The organism is Ruegeria sp. HKCCD7221, from assembly GCF_013031225.1.
Lineage (GTDB): Bacteria > Pseudomonadota > Alphaproteobacteria > Rhodobacterales > Rhodobacteraceae > Ruegeria.
This window is the reverse complement of the sequence record NZ_WPZE01000003.1, coordinates 145,831-164,431: the sequence shown is the minus strand read 5'-3', so window position 1 is coordinate 164,431 and position 18,601 is coordinate 145,831. Positions and strand designations below refer to the sequence as shown.

The window sequence follows — 18,601 nt, the reverse complement described above, 5'->3', positions numbered from 1 at the left end:
TTAGATTACACTTGGAAGAATCAAACAGCTACCGTATTGGCGGGCGAAACACCGGCTCCCCTCTGAGTTAAGGACTGACTCGATTGAAACAGACGCCCGACGCACCGCATTCCATCTACGGGGTTGATAAATGGGGCAAAGACCTGATCGAGGTGACGAAGCAGGGTGAAATCGGTCTGCGCAATCCGCTCGCGCCCGACGCTGCCGCGATCAGCCTGCCCGGGATTCTGGCCGATCTGGATGATCGGGGGATCAAGGCCCCGATGCTGCTGCGGGTTTCCTCTTATCTGGAACATGAAATTGCGCATCTGAACGAAAGCTTCCGCGACGCCATTGCGCGCGTGGGCTACAAAGGCTCCTATCGCGGCGTCTTTCCGATCAAGGTGAACCAGCAAGCGCAGGTCGTCGACCGCATCGTCGAGTTCGGTAAGAAGTACAATTACGGGCTTGAGGCCGGATCAAAACCCGAACTGGTTGTGGCGCTGGCGCATCGCCTTGCGCCTGAGGCGTTGATTGTCTGCAATGGCGTCAAAGATGCCGAGTTCATCCAACTGGCCATCCTCAGCCGCAAGATCGGCTTTAATACCGTGATCGTTCTGGAAAGCCCGAAAGAGGCCGACACAGTGATCAAGGTCTGTAACGAGCTGGGCATCGAACCGCTGATCGGCGTGCGGGTGAAGCTGACCAACCAGATCAGCGGCAAATGGGAAGAAAGCTCAGGCGACCGCTCAGCCTTTGGCATGAACACTGACCAACTTGTCGCAGCGGTGGACAAACTGCGCGACGCGGGGCTGTTGCATTGCTTGAAACTGCAACACTCGCATCTGGGCAGTCAGGTACAGGACGTCAACGACGTGCGCCGTGCTGTGGGCGAAGCGTGTCGCTACTACACCGAACTCACGCGCGAAGGCGTGCCGATGACCCATCTGGACCTCGGCGGCGGCATGGGCGTGGATTACACGGGCGAGAAGAAAGCCGCCGAGAACTCGATCAACTACACGGTCGAGGAATACTGCGCCAACGTGGTCGAAACCGTGGCTTATGCCATGGATGAGGCCGAGATCGCCCACCCAACGCTTGTCACCGAAAGCGGGCGGGCCGTGGTGGCTACATCCTCGATGCTGGTGTTCAATGTGTTGGAAAGCACGCTCTACGACGCCCCAACCGGCCCCGAGGTTGAACCCGACGATCATCACATGGTCGCTGACCTTGCAGCCGTTCACGGATACCTCAGCAAAACCCGCCTACAGGAATGCTGGAACGACGCCACATTCTATCGCAACGAACTGCGCGCGCTGTTCAGACGCGGCTATGTCGACCTGCGCCAGATGGCGCGCGCTGAACGAATCTACCTGTCGCTCATGGCCCGCCTCAAGGCGCTGGCCGCAAGCGATGATCTGGACACGGATGTGGATGACCAGCTTGAGAAAGTCGCCGATATCTACCACTGCAACTTCTCTCTGTTCCAATCCCTGCCCGATGTCTGGGCCATCGACCAGCTACACCCGATCGTGCCGTTGCAGGGCCTGAACAAAACGCCCGACCGGCGCGCTGTCCTGTCCGACATCACCTGCGACAGCGACGGCAAGATCGACCAGTTCATTCTGGCCGACGGGGTCTCACCCAGCCTGCCGGTGCATTCGCTCCCGGATGAGGGCGAATACTTCATGGGCGTCTTTTTCGTCGGCGCCTATCAGGAAACGCTGGGCGATCTGCACAACCTCTTTGGCGACACCAACGTCGTCACCATCGACCTGCGCGCCGATGGCGGCTTCGACCTGCTGCATGAACAAGAGGGCGACACGATCAGTCAGGTCCTGTCCTATGTCGAATTCGACCCGCAAGACTGCGTCGCCGCTTTCCGCAAAATGGTGGACGAGGCGATCTCGACCGGTACTCTGCAAGCCAAGGACCGCAAAACCCTGATGAGCGCCTATCGCGACTCGATCAACGGCTACACCTATTACGAATAAGAAGGAGACAGACCATGGGCAAAACACTGGTTGTCGGCGCCGGCGGCGTATCCCACGCAGCCGTGCACAAAATGGCGATGAATTCAGATATATTCACCGAAATCACGCTGGCCAGCCGCACGAAATCGAAATGCGATGCCATCGCAGCGGCCGTCAAGGATCGCGTTGGCGTGGATATCAAGACCGCCGAACTGGACGCCTACAAGGTCGAAGATACGGTCAAACTGATCAAGGAAACCGGTGCTGAAATCCTTGTGAACCTCGCCCTGCCCTATCAGGATCTGGTGCTGATGGATGCGTGCCTCGAGGCCGGAATCCACTATCTCGATACCGCGAACTACGAGCCCGAGGATGAGGCCAAGTTCGAATACCACTGGCAATGGGCCTATCAGGAGCGGTTCAAAGCGGCGGGCCTGACCGCCATCCTCGGCTCGGGCTTTGATCCGGGCGTGACATCCATGTTCGCCAAATGGCTGAAGAAACACAAGCTGGAGACAATCCGCCAGATCGACGTTCTGGATGCCAATGGCGGCAGCAACGATCAGGAATTCGCCACCAACTTCAACCCCGAAATCAACCTGCGCGAAGTGCTGGCCGAGGTCCGCCACTGGGAAGGTGGCGAATGGAAACACTCCCCCGCCATGACCCACAAGGTCGAGTTCGACTTCCCCGCCATCGGCCCCAAAAACATGTACCTGATGTATCACGAGGAACTGGAGTCACTCAGCACCCACTTCCCCGAAATCGAGCGCGCCCGATTCTGGATGACCTTCGGCGACGCCTATATCATGCACGCCAAGGTACTGGAAAATGTCGGCATGACCCGCATCGACCCGGTGATGCATGACGGCAAGGAAATCATACCTATCCAGTTCCTGAAAACCCTTCTGCCCGATCCCGGCGATCTGGGCGCGGAAACCAAGGGCAAAGCCTGCATCGGCGACATCGCCACAGGTCAGGCCAAGGATGGCTCGGGCGAGAAGACCTTTTACATCTACAACATCTGCGACCATGAGGAATGCTACGCTGAGGTCGGCTCCCAGGCCGTCAGCTACACCACTGGCGTCCCCGCCATGATCGGCGCGGCACAAGTGCTGAAAGGCAACTGGCGCGAACCCGGCGTGTGGAACATGGAACAACTCGACCCGGATGACTTCATGGACATGCTGAACAATCACGGCCTCCCGTGGCAAGTCCACGAACTCGACGGCCCAGTCGAGTTCTAGATCCGGAACTTCATCTGGCCAAAAATATCCCGGGGGGTCCGGGGGGCTGGCCCCCCGGCCTCTCCACAATCGGAGACGCCCGATATGTCTGACATGATGACCACCCAAGCCGGCGACGCCGGTGCCTTCCGTAATTTCGATCTTAACCGCGTCCCCACCCCTTGCTTCGTGGTCGACGAAAAAGCCGTCGAACGAAACCTGACCATCCTCTCAGACATCGGCACCCGGTCAGGCGCGCATGTTCTCAGCGCGCTCAAGGCGTTTTCGATGTTCTCTCTGGCCCCGCTGGTGCGCCAGCACCTTGGTGGCACCTGCGCCAGCGGCATCTACGAAGCGCGTCTGGGCCGCGAGGAATATGGTGGCGAGGTCGCAACCTTCTGCGCCGGGTACAAGGACGCGGATATCGACGAGATCCTGTCGCTGTCGGACCACATCATCTTCAACTCTCCAGCGCAAAAGGATCGGTTTCTGAGCAAGGCCGAAAGCGCCAAAGTTCAGGTCGGCCTGCGCATCAACCCAGAACATTCCGAAGGCGAGATACCCAAATACGACCCCTGCGCGCCCTGCTCGCGCCTTGGCACACCGGTCAGTCAACTGACCGCCGAAACCTTGAACGGGGTTGATGGCCTGCACATGCACACGCTCTGCGAACAGGGGTTCGTACCGCTGCAACACACGTGGGCGGCAATCGAACATAAGCTCAAACCCTTTATGGGTCAGCTCAGATGGCTGAACTTCGGCGGCGGCCATCACATCACCCGAGACGACTACGACCGCGACGGGCTGGTAGGTTTCATCAAAGCCATCCGCACCGAATACAATATCGACATCTACCTCGAGCCCGGCGAGGCCGTGGCGCTGGATGCCGGTATTCTGGTCGGAGAAGTCCTCGACCTGCCGACCAACGGAATGCCCCTTGCGATCACCGATATCTCGGCCACCTGCCACATGCCCGACGTGATCGAGGCCCCCTATCGCCCCGCCCTGATGGACGAGGCTGAGGCGGGCCACACCTACCGCCTCGGCGGCCCTTCCTGTCTGGCAGGCGATGTGATCGGTGACTACACATGGGACAGGCCGCTTGAGATCGGCCAGCGTTTTGCCTTCCTCGATCAGGCGCATTACTCGATGGTCAAGACCAACACGTTCAACGGTGTTCCCCTGCCGACTATAGCCCTGTGGAACAGCGAAACGGACGAACTGAAAATCATCAAGCAGTTCGGCTATGACGACTTTAAGGACCGACTCTCATGAGCATTTTCCTCGACAGTGAACTGACCGCATCCGAGCGCACCGAAGACGCCCGGTTCCGCGTGATCCCCGTGCCGCTGGAGCGCACGGTGTCTTATGGCGCGGGCACGGCCAAGGGCCCCGGTGCCATCATCGAAGCCAGCAATGAGTTGGAGCGCATTACCGGCCATGCCGAACCCTGCGTCGAGGGGATCTTTACCGAACCCCCGCTGGACTGCGACGGCCCGCTGCCCGAGGTGATGGAACGGCTGGCCCAACGCACCGAGGCCGCCATTCGCGCAGGCAAGGTGCCGGTCACGCTGGGCGGAGAGCATTCGCTCAGTTACGGCGCGGTAATGGGCGTGGCACGGGCGCTTAACCAACCCATAGGGATCGTGCAGATCGACGCCCACGCCGATTTGCGCAACGCGTATCAGGGCGAGAAACACTCTCACGCGTCGGTTATGCACCTGCTGGCCGAGCAAGGCGTCAAACTGGCCCAATTCGGCGTCCGCGCCTTTTCCACCGAAGAAGCCCAAAGCCGTCTGAAAAACCACGTCTTCCACGTGGATGCCGAGGAGTTGGTCACCGGCAATATCCACGCGGTCGACCTGCCCGAGGATTTTCCCGAACTGGTCTATGTCAGCTTTGACGTGGACGGTTTGGACCCATCGCTGATGCCCGCCACCGGCACCCCGGTTCCGGGCGGGCTTGGATATTACCAAGCCCTGCGCCTGGTCGAACACGCCCTGAAGGGCCGCAAATGCGTAGGCTTCGACGTGGTCGAGCTGGCCCCCGACGGCAATGCAGCGTGGGACTTTACCGCGGCACAAATCGTCTATCGACTGATGGCAGCCTGTTAACCCTCGGACGTTTCATTCAGTTCCATGTGCCCTTCACCCTTGCTCAGGACGCGGCGCAACATAGGCTCAAAGAACTCCAACGGTTTGGTCGGATAGCCCGGGTCAAACGCCTTCTGATCGTATTCGTGGCAGAAATAGCGGCAGTCCTCCCAGTACGGGCTGTCGCGGTACTTGTCGCGGGCATTACGATCTCCGCCCCAATGATGATTGTAGTAATACCCTTGAAAGACACAGTGATGTTTCAAAATCCAATAGGTCTTTTCGCTGACATAAGGCTTCATCATTGCGGCTGATAACTCACCATGATTGTAGGGGGACAGAATATCGCCAGTGTCATGGATCAAGGCCGCTACGACCAATTCCTCATCCGCGCCATCCTCATAGGCGCGGGTCGCGGCCTGAAGACTGTGCTGGTAGCGATTCACCGGATAAGGCGTCCAATCTTCGTCCAGCGAGCGGATCGCATCCAGAATTCGCTCGGGCAGAGCGGCGTTATAGGCCTCTTCATATTCGATGACGGCATCCCAGTCGGCTTTGGTCGCCTCCTCGAAACTGGTCCAGGTGGGTTTGTTGCTTTTGTCCAGCATCGCGCGGTCCTTTGGCTGATTTGTTCAGCGAGGATAGCGCAAACTGCTTGCCCAAAAAAATGAATTGATTTTATCACATCAATCAAAAAATACTTTCAATATGCAAACCAAAGCCCTTGAGACCTTTCTATGCGTTGCCGAGTCAGGAGGCTTTCACGCGGCGGCCCGCAAGCTGAACATCACCCAGACGGCTGTCAGCGCCCGTATCCGATTGATCGAAGAAGAAACCGGAAAGCCCCTATTCACACGCGGTGCCGGGGGTACAAGGCTGACAGAATTCGGACGCCAATTCCGACCCTATGCGGAACAGATGCTGTCGCTTTGGTCCTTTGCATCCCGCGATCTGCCTGCACAAACACAGAACCGGATCGCTTTGCGGTTAGGTGCGCAACTCAGCATTTGGGACCCCTTGCTGGTCGACCTCGCGGTGCGCTTTGAACAGCGTCTTGGGCAAATTCTGCTGACGCTGAATTATGATCACGATCTGAACATGGTCGACGCCGTGGCGACCCATGTACTTGACGCTGCGCTGACACATGAAAAACCAACAGATGCGCGGGTTGAGTGTAAGGAACTTGTCCCAGAACGGTTGATATTGGTTCAGGCAACAACCAACCTGCACGATCCCGTCTTCGTTAATCTGGAATTGGGCAAGGTCTATCAGGATCACATTCGGTCAATCGCGCGACAGGCGTCGACTCAATCGGTCTTTCTGGGAAACTGCATGATGGCCCTGCGCTATATCCTCAAGAGGGGCGGAACCGGCTATTTCCCCGAATATCTCGTTGCTGAGTATTTACACGCTGGCGATCTATGCCGCGTGATCGGTTCGCGCGACCTTTTGCTGCCTGTTTACCTGATCGCCCGGAAGAACAGCCCAGCCCTGGAAAGTGTTCTGGGGTGCGTGACAGACCTTAGAGGAGCAAGCTAGGCCGCAGTCGGCATTGGTGTCGCATTTCGTCGTCTGGTCCGCAAAAGCGGGCGTCCTGCGATCAACAGAAACACGCACGAAATCAAGATGCCCAAAATCGCTGGTAGATAAAGCAATATCCACAGATCCGGATCGTCGATCACGACAGGTGACACAAATCCCCGAACGCCCTCGAGCAGAACCAGAATCGTAAACGCCCCGAAAATCTGCGGCCACAGCCCGAACCTTGAGAAACTTCCCAACATCAAAGTGGCATATCCGGCCATCGCGACTGCCACGCATATGGCAATCCACGAAAACCTCTGATGCAGTTCGTCGATCAACTCACCTTCGCTGAACTCCCCTGCCGCGATAATCTTGTCCCGGCTTTGCAAAAGCTCGAGGGTGGGAATGGCTTCGAGACTGCGATTATTTATCCGGTTGGTGTTTGTCATCCCAGAGATGTCATAAGACGCGTCCTCAAACAGTGTCGAAGACAGCGTTCGCCCATCTTTGGTCAACCGCAAAGCGACCCCGTCCACCATCACAAGGTGTATCCCCTCGCCACTATTGACCAGATAGGCGGTTTTGCTTGAGTAGCTGACCGGATTATCCTCATCCCGACGGTCAGAGACGAACACCTCGTACAGCGTCCCGTCCAGGTCAATCCGCCCGATATAAACCGTCACACCAACCGCGGGGTGCATAAACTCACCCTCATTCAATAGCTGGGCGGTGACATCGCCTGCGACCTCGGCCTGACGTCGTTCAAGCTGATCAACGGACGCGGGGCGCAGGAACACACTGATCGCAGCCATCATCAGCCCGGTTATCAGCCCAAACAGAAACACGGCGCGCGCCAACCGCCACGGGCTGGACCCGGTGGCCAACATGACCGTAAGTTCGCTTTCCCGGCTCAGACGATTGGTGGCATAGACGGCGGCGGCGAACACCGCCATCGGCATCACGGTTCGTATCAGGGTGGGAAGGGTCAGGGCGGTGAACTCCAGAAACACCATAGCCGACTGCCCGCCGCTGATCACACGGTCAAACAGGCTGACCGAGCGGGTGATCCAGAAAACACCCACCAGAACCAGGGTGAAAAAGCCGAACAGAATCAGCAGTTGCCGCAGGAAATAGCCATCGAAGCGCGACATGAGACTCCATCCGTCTGATCAAGTTCCCGCCGACAGTATTGTATTCGGAAAGCCGTGGAAACCGCGTTTGGACACTCGGCTGAATTTTACCTCAATCCGGCAGCAGGTGAATTGTCAGATAGCACAAAAGCTGAAAACCACCCTGAACCATATGGTTTTCTTCCAGATCGAATTTCATGACCGTCTGATCAGACAGAAAGAACGCAAGCCACAGGCCGATTGACACAACAAAGGCCGTATCCACGCGTTTGATCCAAAGCCTCCTGTTCTGATAAGGCGTTGCAACTGCTATCAAAAACAGCAAGGCCGCAATCAAAGCCCAAGCGATGATACCGACAAACAAGGCGATATCCACGGCCGGAGTCGCTCCGAACTGCTCAAGTGTTTTTTGCAGAAACGGATAGTTGTGCCCATCGAACCACGGCGTAGACGTGTACCCAAGCAGCTCCAGACCACCGACAAAGTCGGTGAGGAACGCAAAAGCCCACCATACAAACCAGAACGCAACAAGGCTTTGTTTAAAGAAAATACGCATGGATTGCCCCCAAAACAGCAAAAACTCATCAAGAACGCGACCAACACTACTTGATTTGCTGAAAATTTAGAAATTCCGGTCAGAATGCTACGGTGCCGACGGCACAGGCTCGCCTGAGATTTTGAGGGAAATGGCAGGGGCAGCAGGGTTCGAACCCGCGACCTACGGTTTTGGAGACCGTCGCTCTACCAACTGAGCTATACCCCTATGGTGCGCCTCAGATATGCCAGCCGCGCGGCGGACTCAAGAGGCTTTTTGAGATTCAACCACAGTTATGTATTTCACAAACAAGTTGCGCGCGGCGTTGAGTTCTATAAGACACATTTTCGCCAACAGAAGGACGCTTGACGTGAACCTCCGCAAGAAAATTGCCGACAGCGAAGCCGTTCTGAACTGGGCGGCCCGGCGGATCGCAAGCTATATCCGGATGGTCAACCGCAATACCAAGTGGCAACGTATCGGGTACGAAGAACTTGACCAACTGGCCGATCAAGGCGAACCGGTCATCGTTGTTCTGTGGCATCAGCGACTGGCGCAGTCGCCCTATTTCTTTCCGTTGGACAAGGGTCGCATCTGTTCGATCACCTCGTCGGCACGTGCAGGCAGCATGGTAGGCAGGGTGCAGAAACTGTTCGGCATGGACACGATTGCCATGTCCAGCCACAAGCGCCACGTCGCCTTGTCGCGTGAGGTTCTTGGAAAGATGAAGCAGGGTATCTCGATCGGGATCGCTGCCGATGGTCCGCGTGGGCCTGAACGCGTATCTTCAACCGTGCCCCTGATCTGGGCGCGCACGTCGGGCAAACGGGTCTTTGGCATCACATTCTCAGCCAAACACGGAAGCGAGGCCGGAACCTGGGATCGCCTACTGATGCCGCGCCCGTGGCGGAACGAGGGCGTCTTTTTGTGCCGCGAATGGACGGATTCCGTTCCGCGCAAAGCGACCGAAGACCAGATCGAAGCGCTGCGCCTCAGCCTTGAAAAACATATGAACGACATCACCGCCGAGGCTGACCGGATGGTTGGGCGCGAGCCGTGGTCGCCGAAGGGCTAACCGCCCCTCAGCCTTTGCATCAGATAGATTTCGCTGCCTTCAGGGATCGGCTCGGTCAGACCGCTGGCTACAACGCGCCCGTCAATCGCGATGGACACGCCGGCATCTATCGGCCCTTGAAGCTGAGGATGTAGCCGCACCAGTTCCTGTAGCAGCTCACCCGTGGTTTTGGCATCGACCTCCACCACCTGCTGGCCCCCGGTCAAAGACCGAAGACCAGACCAGAGGTGAACCTCAACCATTGTCCCTAAGCGCGGCCAGAATGCGCGGCGGGGACATCGGCAGTTGCTTCATTCGAACGCCCGCCGCTTGCGATACCGCATTTGCGATAGCGGCCAGAGGCGGCACGATTCCTGTTTCGCCCACTCCGCGCACGCCGAACGGGTGGCCGGGGTTGGGGACCTCGACAATCACCGTGTCGATCATGGGCAGGTCACTGGCGACGGGGATGCGATAGTCAAGGAAGATCGAGTTTTGCAGCCGACCATCCTCGCCATAGATATATTCCTCGTTCAGCGCCCAACCGATCCCTTGTGCAGCGCCGCCTTGGTACTGGCCTTCCACATAGGTCGGGTGGATGGCCTTGCCCGCGTCCTGAATGACCGTATAGCGCGTGATGCTGGTCTTACCCGTTTCCGGATCAACTTCGGCATCCACAATATGCGTACCAAAGGACACACCAGCACCTTCGGGCGTCGCCTCGAAATGGCCCGAGATCGGCCCCCCTGTGCTGCCCATATTGGCCGTGATATCAGCCAGTGGCATCGGATCGAAATCTCCGGCATTGGGGCCAGACGGGACAGCGCAACCGTTTTCCCATTTTACCGCGTCCACGGGGATGCCCCACTTGGCCGCCGCGCGTTCGCTCAGTTTCTCAACCGCATGGCGCGCCGCTTTGATGGTCGCTAGACCGCTGGCATAGGTCACGCGTGAACCGTGGCTGACATCGTTATAGCCCAGCGTCGCCGTATCCGCGATTGTCACACGGATGTTTTCATAAGGGATACCAAGCACTTCGGCCGCCATCAGCGCCATCGACGCGCGCGAGCCGCCAATATCCGGCGTCCCCACCATCAACTGCGCCGAGCCGTCCTCGGACAGGGCCAGCGACACGCTTGTCTCGCCGCCGTGGTTGAACCAGAACCCGCAGGAAATCCCGCGCCCCTGCCCTGGCTTCAGTGGGGCCGAATAATGCGGATGCGCCTTGGCCGCTTCCAGCGTTTCAACCAGACCGATCCGCTGATAGCGCGGGCCATAGCTGGCCTTGGTCCCTTCATGGGCCGCGTTTTTCAGGCGTACATCGACCGGGTCCAGACCCAGCTTCTTGCACAGCTCGTCAATCACCGACTCAACGGCAAACGCGCCCATTGGCGCACCCGGCGCACGGTAGGCGGCCTGTTTCGGACGGTTGGCCATGACGTCATAGCCGATCTGCTTGACGTTGGTCAGGTTGTAAGGCGCAAAGGCGCACATGGCGGTCATGTCGCCGGGCGCGCCCGGGAATGCCCCACCCTGCAAGCGGAACACACCCTGCGCGGCAGAGATTGTGCCGTCCTTCTTCATCCCGATTTTGATATCCATCGACGCCGAAGCTGTCGGGCCAGTCGCCCGGAACACCTCGGATCGGGTCATCACAACTTTAACGGGCCGGTTGGCCTTGCGGCTGAGTGCCAGCGCGACAGGTTCGATGAATACCGTTGTCTTGCCGCCGAAACCGCCTCCGATCTCGGATGCGGTGACGCGCAATTGCGAGGTTTCGATGCCCAATAGCGCCGCACAGGTTTTTTGCGCGATCCAGTGACCTTGGGTGGTACACCACAGCTCACCCTTGCCGTCATTGCCCAGCATGCCCAGACAGGCGTGCGGCTCGATATAGCCCTGATGGGTGGCTTCGGTGACGAAACTGTCTTCGATCACCAGATCTGCCTCAGCGAACCCGGCCTCGACATCGCCGTGGCCGCTTTCGTGATAACGCACGACGTTGGGATGCATCCCCTCGGGCACGGAATAATCCGCAGCCCCTTCGCGGATGACCGGCGCATCCGGGGCCATCGCCTTGTCCACGTCAGTGACGTGGGGCAGAACCTCGTACTCGACCTCGATCAGTTTCAGCGCGTCGCGCGCGGCCAGAGCCGATGTCGCCGCAACGGCCGCAACTGCGTGCCCGTCATACAGCGCCTTTTCCCCCGCCATGACGTTTTCCAGCACATTCCAGAACTCACCTTCCAGGCCGGGCATGAACGGCACTTCGGCGAAATCGGCGCGGGTGACGACGGCTTTGACGTCCTTCAACGCCTCAGCTTTGGACGCATCGATCTTCACAATCCGCGCATGGGCATGGGGCGAGCGCAGGATCGCACCGTGCAGCATCCCCGGGGCTGACATGTCCGCGCCAAACTTGGCCCGGCCCGTGACCTTGTCCAACCCGTCTGGGCGGTTCGGGCGAGTGCCGACAAAGGTAAATTCTGTCTTACGATCGTCCAGAGCCATTACGACGCCTCCCGCAATTCTTCTGCCGTTTCCATCACGGCGCGAATGATCTTGTCATAACCGGTGCAGCGGCAAAGGTTGCCTGCAAGCCAGTACCTGGTTTCTTCCTCGGTCGGGTTGGGGTTCTTTTCCAGCAGCGACTTGGCCGCCACCAGAATGCCCGGTGTGCAGATGCCACATTGCAGGGCGGCATGGTCGATGAACTTCTGCTGTAACGGGTGCAGCACGTCACCATCCGCGATACCTTCGACGGTTTCGATCTGCTTACCCTCGGCCTCGGCACCCAACATCAGGCACGAACAGACCAAACGGCCATCGACGGTGACGGAACACGCGCCGCAGTCGCCGGTTCCGCAGCCCTCTTTCGCGCCGGTCAGGTTCAGCTTGTCGCGCAGACAGTCCAACAAGGTTTCACGGGGGTCGCACAGAAAATCGACCTCATCCCCGTTCACGGTGGTGGATACGTGGAGCTTACTCATGCTTTTTCTCCCTTCGCGCGGGCATAGGCGATTTTCGCGGCACGTTTGGCCAGAACGCCAGCGACCTCGGTGCGGAATGCGATCGTGCCGCGTTTATCGTCAATCGGGTTGCAGGCTGCAGAGGCCGCTGCTGCCAGCGCGTCCAGCGCGGCGTCGTCCAGCGTGCTGCCGATGATGGCTTTGGCGCAATCTTCAACCAACAGCACTGTTGGCGCGACCGCGCCCAGCGACACACGCGCCTCGACCACAGTATCGCCATCCAGACGCAGGCTGACACCTACGCCGACCACGGCGATATCCATCTCGGTGCGCGGAATGAACCGCAGATAGGCGTCGCCCGCGTTGTCCCCGCGCACAGGGATATTCACGGCTGAGACAACCTCGCCCTTGGCCAGCGACGTTTTGCCGGGGCCGGTGGGGATGTCTTCGACCGCCACCTCGCGCTCACCTTTGGGGCCGGTGACCGTCACAGTCACGCCTGCCGCGACCATCGCAGGCACCGAATCCGCCGCCGGAGAACCATTGCACAAGTTGCCGGTCAGCGTTGCGCGGCCCTGCACCTGCGTGGATCCGATCAAATCCATCGCCTCAACCACGCCGGGCCAGTCGCGGCCAAGCTCGGGGTGTTCGCTCATCTCGGCGCCGGTGGCGGCAACGCCCAGCGTCCAGCTTCCATCAGCGTTGCGGGTTATGTCGCTGACACCGTCGATTTTCTTGATGTCGATCAGTGTGTCGGGCGTGACCAATTCCGAGCGCAACTGCACTAGAACATCCGTTCCGCCAGCCAGAAAGCGGGTGAGGCCCGTTGCGTTTGCAGCCAGAGCCGACGCCTCGGCGAAACTGGCGGGGCTGTGATAATCCATGAAAATACCTCGCACCTGTTGATCAGGATTCACTGGGGTTCGCAGGGGACGTTAGTGCAGCACCGCCCCGGCGTCCATGGCTGGAACGACCAAATTCTGCGATTCAAAATGTCGTTTCTAAACTTCCGATCAGAGGTCGATCTCGATCACGCCATCTTTTTGCGCAGCTCGGCTTTGGCAAAGGATGATCGCCCCCTCGCGCTGCTTGTTGGACAAAACGAAATCACGGTGTTCGACCTCACCCGAGACCACGCCGCATTTACAGACCCCGCAGATGCCGTCAGCGCATTTCACATCCACATGTATACCCGCCTCATTCAACACCTGCGCGGCGTCCTTGTCTGCGGGCACGGTCAGATCGCGGCCCGACTTGGCCAGCCGCAAGGTGAATTCGTGATTCTCGTATTCGGGTTGTTCGGGGACCGAGAAATACTCCAGATGCCGCGCCTCATCGGGAAAGTCCTGACGCTCAGCCGCCTGCATCACCCCGTCCATGAACCGATCCGGTCCGCAGGTATAGACATGCCAACCGTCCTGATAGCCTTTCAAGATCACATCCAGGTCGGCGCGCGTGCCTTCGTCCGAGAAATGATAATGCACATGATCCGCCCAAGGCATCCCCGCCAAGTCTTCCAGATACCCGGCCCCGGCGCGGGTGCTGGCGGAATAATGCAGTTCGAACGGTTTGCCCAAGGCGTGCAACCGATGGGCGAAGGCTATCATCGGCGTTATTCCGATCCCGCCGCCCATCAGAAAACTCTTGGTCGCGCCTTCGTCCAGTTCAAAATGGTTGATGGGTTTCGAGATGAAGACCTTGCGCCCCTCGTTGAAAATCCGGTGCAGCAGGGCCGAGCCGCCGCGCCCGTCATCCTCGCGCAGCACACCGATCTGATAGGTCATGCGGTCGGACGGGTCGCCGGACATAGAATACTGCCGCAGGAATTCCGGCGCGACCAGAACGTCCAGATGCGCGCCAGCGGTCCATTCCGGCAAAGGCGAGCCGTCCAGAGTAGAGAATTCGTACTTGGTCACATCTGCCGTCATCTTACCGACCTTCGTCAGTTCAACCCGCATCACCGGAGCATCGCCAGCAATCGCGTAGCGGTGAATCACGGACATATCACCCGCAGCTTTGCGGGCCTTGTATTCATCTGCGGTCACCATTGCCTGATACGCGGCGATCCCGGCCTCGCGGTCCATTCCAAAAGGATAGGGCCAGGGATGCGGCGCAAGATAGGCGGGGTAGACCGCAAGCGTCTGGTCTTCGTATTTCAGATCAAGATCGGTTTGCAGGTCTCGTCGGTTCAACGGATGCTCGGTCGGGCGGTAAGCGCCGTCCGATTGCACTTCAATGTCCCACCACCATTTCTTGATGTCGTTCAGGCCGCCATTGCCGACAGTGTCATCCAGTTTCGCCAACGCGGGCGCGGCCTGAGGGATGTTCATCGCGGCCCATCGGAACGGACGCTCTTTGAATATCCCCTCTAGGTTCCATGGGCAGGTCTTCATGCACCGCCCGCACATTGCACCGCCCGGCGTGGTCACGCGGTAGGTGGCGCATTTCTGGCTGTCGGATTTCCAGATTTCATAGCCGTTGAACATCAGCTTTGGCCCGGCGGTGATCGCGCCCGAGGGACATTCGCGGGCGCATTTGTTGCAAGACTCGCAAAAGGTTTGCAGGCCGAAATCAATCGGCTTGTCATGGGCCATCGGCATATCCGTTGTCACCGCACCGGACTTCAGGCGCGGCCCAAGGTAGGGGTTCAGGATCACCTCTCCGATCCGGCTGACCTCACCCAACCCGGACAGCAACAGAAGGGGCGGTTGCAGCACCTCACCATCCATTACCGTATGCGCGCGGGCCTTGTACCCGAGGTTACGGATCTGCTGCGCGATCACCCCACCCAGAAGCGAGAACCGCAGATAAGCGCGCATCGACTGCGCGACGCTGATCCAGTCATCGCCGCTGGCGCCCTCCATCGTTTCATAGCCTTGGTCGATGATCATGCTGATGGCTTGGTCGTGGGGCGGATTGATCTCCTCGCCCGTCGCATCATGGGAGTACCACGCCCACTCGGGGCAGCGGCTAAGGCCCACCGCATCAACGCCCAGAAAATACGTTGCCGCCTTGATATTCGCGGCATTGCGTGCGGTATCGGTTGGTGGCGAAGTGTCCGCGCTTTCCCCATCCTGCAACAACACAAACGCGCCCAGCGCGCGGCGCTGCGCAAAACTGGGGGCCGCTTTGCGAACGTAATAACCGCCTTTCGCCGCGTCCTGCAGATTTTTCCCCATATCTCCGAATTGCGCCCGTGCGAACATGTCAGCGCGTTTGGGGACGCGGGCGACGTTTTCTTCGTCAATATACGTGGTGGGTGCGTCGACTCGCTTGAGTTTTTCAAACGGATGCGCCCCATCGACATAGCGCCGTTTGGCATAAGCGTCGCGATTCAGCGCGTTCTTGGCAAACCCCGTACCCAGCCACCAAGCGGGGCCTTGGGTGTGAAACCACGGCTGCCGGGCCATCGGCGCCAATGGCAGATCATGCGCGATCTCCATCTCGGTCGTCACGGCAGCCAGCCCGAACCGTTTGCCCAGCCATGGGGCAACGACCTCTCCGTCCTCGACCGAACACAGGCCCGCCGCGACGGCGAGCTTTCCCAGATCAACCTCGGACGACATGACCGTGTGCGCCCGCGCGTCAAACCCCAGAATGCGGATGTAATTGGCGATAACCACCGCGTTCTCGGTGGCCAGCAGACATGCGCGGTGGTCCTGCGCGTTCATGATCCAGTCGGACCCGGGTTCTTCCGGACTTGGGTCGCGGTTGTATTCGTACAGAAAGACAATCGCATGACGATGACGGTCCATGGGGCGCGGCTCGGCCTCCATGCTTTCCTTCAAATCGGCCATGATCAGGTCGATGCCGGACGCCAGCGTCTTGGTCTGGCGCGTCTTCAACGCATGGGCCAGACGGTCAATATCGGGGTTGCGGCGGGGTTCGGACAGCAATGCCTCGGCGGGAAGCGGACCGCAGCCCATCATGGATGCATCGTTGAAATATCCAAACGCCTTCAGGTGGTTGGCACGCTCTGTCGGATCTGTGGGTATATCGGACGGCACCGGGTTCACGAACCCGTCGCGGATCGCATCCATCATCGCCTGAAACTCACCCATCGCATTCACGATACTTTCGGGCTGATTAGGGCGCTGGAAACTGAGAACCGGCATTTGACAGGCCCCAGACATATCTGGCATCGCGGTCTGCCGGGCCAGCCGTTCCAAAGGGTACGACCCCATATGTACCGGCCTGTTCCTGTCCGAGAAAAAGCGGATCCCCATCGCGTGCCTCCTGTTTGCTCAACGTCATCTAAATCGTCATGGACCGCCAATCCATTCATGAATTATCATAGACGGCATGAGTAAAATTGATTTCACTGACCTTGATGGCAAAGTTCTGCGCGTCTTTTTGACGATACTCGAGGAGAACTCGGTCTCAAAGGCTGCGGACCGAATGGGCGTTACGCAATCGGCGATCAGCCATACACTGGCCAAGCTGAGGCAGGTTCTGGGAGACCCTTTGTTTGTTCGTTCAGGTCAAGGCCTGATACCGACCGAACGCGCCCTGTCCCTGAAAGAACCGGTGCAAGGCGTGCTTGATGGATTGCGGGCGCTGACCGACGATCGCCCGTTCGATCCGCTATCCGAGGAATTGCACGTTCAAATCGCCACAAACGACATGCCGCGAGAGTTGATCTTCCCCAAACTGCTCCGCACCGTCCGCGCCGAAGGTATCAGACTGCGGCTTGGCTTTATTCCCTCGGGCGTACCGGATCCGGACCTGCTGCGCAGCGACCGGTGTCAGTTGATGCTGTCCCCATTGCCACCGGATGGGCCAGACATCTTTCAAAAGCGTGTCCTCAGCAGCCCGCTGATGATCTATTACGACGGAACCCGCCGCCAGCCGCCAACCGATTGGAAAACATATTGCGAAACCGAACATGTCGAGGTGCGGTTCACGGACGGGCGCAGTTCGCGCGCGGTCATGCGGGGTGTGGACCAAAACCAGATCAGGCCCGCCACGGTCACCTTACCCCATTTCAACGGCATCCCATCCTTTGTGAAAGGAAGCGACCTGATTTCAACCGACACGGCCTTGATGATGCACGGTCCCCTCGCCGCGTTGGATTGCGCACCGTTACCGTTTCACTGTGAACCGGTCTCGATCTACATGGTCTGGCATCAGAGGTTTGCCAATGACCCCGCGCATCGCTGGTTGCGGGGACGAATAGAAAACATAGCGGCCACGCTTCACGATTGAGACAGCAGCCAGTTCTTCATCAACGCAACCAATTCGGGCTGCCGCGGTTTTGCCGGGCTGACAACATGGAACCCAAGGTCTTCGATCAGAACATCCGACAAGGGCCGTTCAAGCCGCCCCGATGCAAGTTCCGTCGCGACCAGAGGTTCATGTGCCAGTGCAATCCCCTGCCCCGAGGCAGCGGCGTCAATGGTCAGACTCGTCTGGCTGAAACTCATAACCCGAGGCTTGCCAACCAGCCCAAGGCGTTCAAGGAACAGCGGCCACAACCCATGCGTATCGTTCAGAAGAACGTGGTCCAAAAGGTCCGCTGGTCGCGTGATCTCCCCTGCCAATTCGGGGCTGCAGACCGGAACGAACGCATTTGAAAACAAAGGGGTTGATATCAGGCCCGCCCCAAACGGCGCTCGTCCCTGCCGCACGGCGATGTCCACGCCGTCACCCTTGAAATCCGCCAGCCGTTCCCGCGCATCAATTTTCACCGAGATGTCGGGATGCTTGTCTGTCAGATCTGGCAAACGCGGCACCAGCCACTTCGAAGCGAAGCTTGGTGTCACTGAAACAACAACTTGCTGATCGCTGGACAATTCATCCACGGCGTCTTCAATCAACCTGAACGCCCGGCGCAGTGGCGCAAGAAAACGACGACCCGCCTCGGTCAGCGCCAAACCGCGCGGCAGACGTTCAAACAGCTTTTCCGCCAGTCGCGCCTCAAGCCCACGGACCTGCTGCGCCACGGCACCCTGAGTGACGCCAAGCTCATCTGCAGCAAGCCGGAAATTCAAATGCCGGGCCGCAACTTCAAAGGCGCGGAGCGCGTTCAATGGGGGCAAGGCTGCCATCTGCCTATCCTGTAGTTTTTCTACAGTATAAAGACAGAAGAACTGATTGGTCAAACCGCCAGTCAGAGCGC

The 18,601-nt window shown here is 58.8% G+C and carries 16 protein-coding genes and 1 tRNA gene; 7 read left to right on the top strand and 10 right to left on the bottom strand.

Annotated elements, in window-relative coordinates; translation table 11 throughout:
- Positions 1 to 83: 83 nt before the first annotated feature.
- The 4 genes from speA to speB all read left to right on the top strand — a co-directional run bounded on the left by speA (position 84) and on the right by speB (position 5,292).
- Positions 84 to 1,973 (top strand): biosynthetic arginine decarboxylase, encoded by a 1,890-nt coding sequence (gene speA / locus GOX73_RS09875; RefSeq protein ID WP_171126229.1) that lies wholly within the window; start codon positions 84 to 86, stop codon positions 1,971 to 1,973.
- Between the two features lie 14 nt (positions 1,974 to 1,987).
- Positions 1,988 to 3,199, top strand: a complete 1,212-nt coding sequence (locus GOX73_RS09870; protein WP_171126230.1) for a saccharopine dehydrogenase family protein — start codon at positions 1,988 to 1,990, stop codon at positions 3,197 to 3,199.
- An 84-nt stretch (positions 3,200 to 3,283) separates the two neighbouring features.
- Positions 3,284 to 4,453 (top strand): carboxynorspermidine decarboxylase, encoded by a 1,170-nt coding sequence (nspC, locus tag GOX73_RS09865; RefSeq protein WP_171126231.1) that lies wholly within the window; start codon positions 3,284 to 3,286, stop codon positions 4,451 to 4,453.
- The gene (gene speB, locus GOX73_RS09860) at positions 4,450 to 5,292 is read left to right on the top strand and encodes an agmatinase (protein ID WP_171126232.1); all 843 of its coding nucleotides are present in this window, start codon (positions 4,450 to 4,452) and stop codon (positions 5,290 to 5,292) included. Before nspC ends, speB begins: the two co-directional genes overlap by 4 nt.
- On the opposite strand, the gene GOX73_RS09855 is transcribed toward speB, so the two are convergent.
- Positions 5,289 to 5,879: an HD domain-containing protein gene (locus GOX73_RS09855; RefSeq protein WP_171126233.1), complete on the bottom strand. Its 591-nt coding sequence runs from the start codon at positions 5,877 to 5,879 to the stop codon at positions 5,289 to 5,291. The two genes, speB and GOX73_RS09855, sit on opposite strands and share 4 nt — an antisense overlap.
- Positions 5,880 to 5,979: 100 nt before the next feature.
- Between GOX73_RS09855 and GOX73_RS09850 the strand changes: the two genes are divergently transcribed.
- Positions 5,980 to 6,810 (top strand): LysR family transcriptional regulator, encoded by an 831-nt coding sequence (locus GOX73_RS09850; RefSeq protein ID WP_171126234.1) that lies wholly within the window; start codon positions 5,980 to 5,982, stop codon positions 6,808 to 6,810.
- On the opposite strand, the gene lptF is transcribed toward GOX73_RS09850, so the two are convergent.
- The 3 genes from lptF to GOX73_RS09835 form a co-directional block, all read right to left on the bottom strand.
- Complete coding sequence (lptF, locus tag GOX73_RS09845; RefSeq protein ID WP_171123707.1) at positions 6,807 to 7,946, bottom strand: LPS export ABC transporter permease LptF; 1,140 nt, start codon at positions 7,944 to 7,946, stop codon at positions 6,807 to 6,809. The two genes, GOX73_RS09850 and lptF, sit on opposite strands and share 4 nt — an antisense overlap.
- A 91-nt stretch (positions 7,947 to 8,037) precedes the next feature.
- Entirely contained in the window at positions 8,038 to 8,481 is a 444-nt protein-coding gene (locus GOX73_RS09840; RefSeq protein ID WP_171126235.1) for a hypothetical protein, read from the bottom strand.
- Between the two features lie 131 nt (positions 8,482 to 8,612).
- Positions 8,613 to 8,688, bottom strand: a tRNA-Trp gene (locus GOX73_RS09835).
- A 142-nt stretch (positions 8,689 to 8,830) separates the two neighbouring features.
- On the opposite strand from GOX73_RS09835, the gene GOX73_RS09830 reads away from it, so the two are divergent.
- Positions 8,831 to 9,535 carry a DUF374 domain-containing protein gene (locus GOX73_RS09830; protein ID WP_171126236.1) on the top strand — a complete coding sequence of 235 codons (705 nt, stop codon included), beginning with the start codon at positions 8,831 to 8,833 and terminating at the stop codon, positions 9,533 to 9,535.
- On the opposite strand, the gene GOX73_RS09825 is transcribed toward GOX73_RS09830, so the two are convergent.
- The 5 genes from GOX73_RS09825 to GOX73_RS09805 form a co-directional block, all read right to left on the bottom strand.
- Positions 9,532 to 9,777, bottom strand: coding sequence for a MoaD/ThiS family protein (locus GOX73_RS09825; RefSeq protein ID WP_170385336.1), 246 nt, complete (start codon positions 9,775 to 9,777; stop codon positions 9,532 to 9,534). The two genes, GOX73_RS09830 and GOX73_RS09825, sit on opposite strands and share 4 nt — an antisense overlap.
- Complete coding sequence (locus GOX73_RS09820; RefSeq protein ID WP_171123713.1) at positions 9,770 to 12,025, bottom strand: xanthine dehydrogenase family protein molybdopterin-binding subunit; 2,256 nt, start codon at positions 12,023 to 12,025, stop codon at positions 9,770 to 9,772. The genes GOX73_RS09825 and GOX73_RS09820 overlap by 8 nt, the downstream gene beginning before the upstream one ends.
- A complete protein-coding gene (locus tag GOX73_RS09815; protein WP_171126237.1) occupies positions 12,025 to 12,504 on the bottom strand; it encodes a (2Fe-2S)-binding protein in 480 nt (159 codons plus the stop codon). Before GOX73_RS09815 ends, GOX73_RS09820 begins: the two co-directional genes overlap by 1 nt.
- The gene (locus GOX73_RS09810; RefSeq protein WP_171126238.1) at positions 12,501 to 13,367 is read right to left on the bottom strand and encodes a xanthine dehydrogenase family protein subunit M; all 867 of its coding nucleotides are present in this window, start codon (positions 13,365 to 13,367) and stop codon (positions 12,501 to 12,503) included. Before GOX73_RS09810 ends, GOX73_RS09815 begins: the two co-directional genes overlap by 4 nt.
- Positions 13,368 to 13,496: 129 nt before the next feature.
- Positions 13,497 to 16,709 carry a reductive dehalogenase gene (locus GOX73_RS09805; protein ID WP_171126239.1) on the bottom strand — a complete coding sequence of 1,071 codons (3,213 nt, stop codon included), beginning with the start codon at positions 16,707 to 16,709 and terminating at the stop codon, positions 13,497 to 13,499.
- Between the two features lie 76 nt (positions 16,710 to 16,785).
- Here GOX73_RS09805 and GOX73_RS09800 point away from each other — a divergent pair, with 76 nt between their 5' ends.
- Positions 16,786 to 17,688 carry a LysR family transcriptional regulator gene (locus GOX73_RS09800; protein ID WP_171126240.1) on the top strand — a complete coding sequence of 301 codons (903 nt, stop codon included), beginning with the start codon at positions 16,786 to 16,788 and terminating at the stop codon, positions 17,686 to 17,688.
- On the opposite strand, the gene GOX73_RS09795 is transcribed toward GOX73_RS09800, so the two are convergent.
- Positions 17,679 to 18,530, bottom strand: a complete 852-nt coding sequence (locus GOX73_RS09795) for a LysR substrate-binding domain-containing protein (RefSeq protein ID WP_171126241.1) — start codon at positions 18,528 to 18,530, stop codon at positions 17,679 to 17,681. The two genes, GOX73_RS09800 and GOX73_RS09795, sit on opposite strands and share 10 nt — an antisense overlap.
- Positions 18,531 to 18,601 lie beyond the last annotated feature (71 nt).

What these genes read in the sequence shown, in the direction of transcription:
- GOX73_RS09870 (WP_171126230.1), top strand. Translation starts at nt 1,988, where the DNA reads ATGGGCAAAACACTGGTTGTCGGCGCCGGCGGCGTATCCCACGCAGCC.
- nspC (WP_171126231.1), top strand. Translation starts at nt 3,284, where the DNA reads ATGTCTGACATGATGACCACCCAAGCCGGCGACGCCGGTGCCTTCCGT.
- speB (WP_171126232.1), top strand. Translation starts at nt 4,450, where the DNA reads ATGAGCATTTTCCTCGACAGTGAACTGACCGCATCCGAGCGCACCGAA.
- GOX73_RS09855 (WP_171126233.1), bottom strand. Translation starts at nt 5,879, where the DNA reads ATGCTGGACAAAAGCAACAAACCCACCTGGACCAGTTTCGAGGAGGCG.
- GOX73_RS09850 (WP_171126234.1), top strand. Translation starts at nt 5,980, where the DNA reads ATGCAAACCAAAGCCCTTGAGACCTTTCTATGCGTTGCCGAGTCAGGA.
- lptF (WP_171123707.1), bottom strand. Translation starts at nt 7,946, where the DNA reads ATGTCGCGCTTCGATGGCTATTTCCTGCGGCAACTGCTGATTCTGTTC.
- GOX73_RS09840 (WP_171126235.1), bottom strand. Translation starts at nt 8,481, where the DNA reads ATGCGTATTTTCTTTAAACAAAGCCTTGTTGCGTTCTGGTTTGTATGG.
- GOX73_RS09825 (WP_170385336.1), bottom strand. Translation starts at nt 9,777, where the DNA reads ATGGTTGAGGTTCACCTCTGGTCTGGTCTTCGGTCTTTGACCGGGGGC.
- GOX73_RS09820 (WP_171123713.1), bottom strand. Translation starts at nt 12,025, where the DNA reads ATGGCTCTGGACGATCGTAAGACAGAATTTACCTTTGTCGGCACTCGC.
- GOX73_RS09815 (WP_171126237.1), bottom strand. Translation starts at nt 12,504, where the DNA reads ATGAGTAAGCTCCACGTATCCACCACCGTGAACGGGGATGAGGTCGAT.
- GOX73_RS09810 (WP_171126238.1), bottom strand. Translation starts at nt 13,367, where the DNA reads ATGGATTATCACAGCCCCGCCAGTTTCGCCGAGGCGTCGGCTCTGGCT.
- GOX73_RS09805 (WP_171126239.1), bottom strand. Translation starts at nt 16,709, where the DNA reads ATGGGGATCCGCTTTTTCTCGGACAGGAACAGGCCGGTACATATGGGG.
- GOX73_RS09800 (WP_171126240.1), top strand. Translation starts at nt 16,786, where the DNA reads ATGAGTAAAATTGATTTCACTGACCTTGATGGCAAAGTTCTGCGCGTC.
- GOX73_RS09795 (WP_171126241.1), bottom strand. Translation starts at nt 18,530, where the DNA reads ATGGCAGCCTTGCCCCCATTGAACGCGCTCCGCGCCTTTGAAGTTGCG.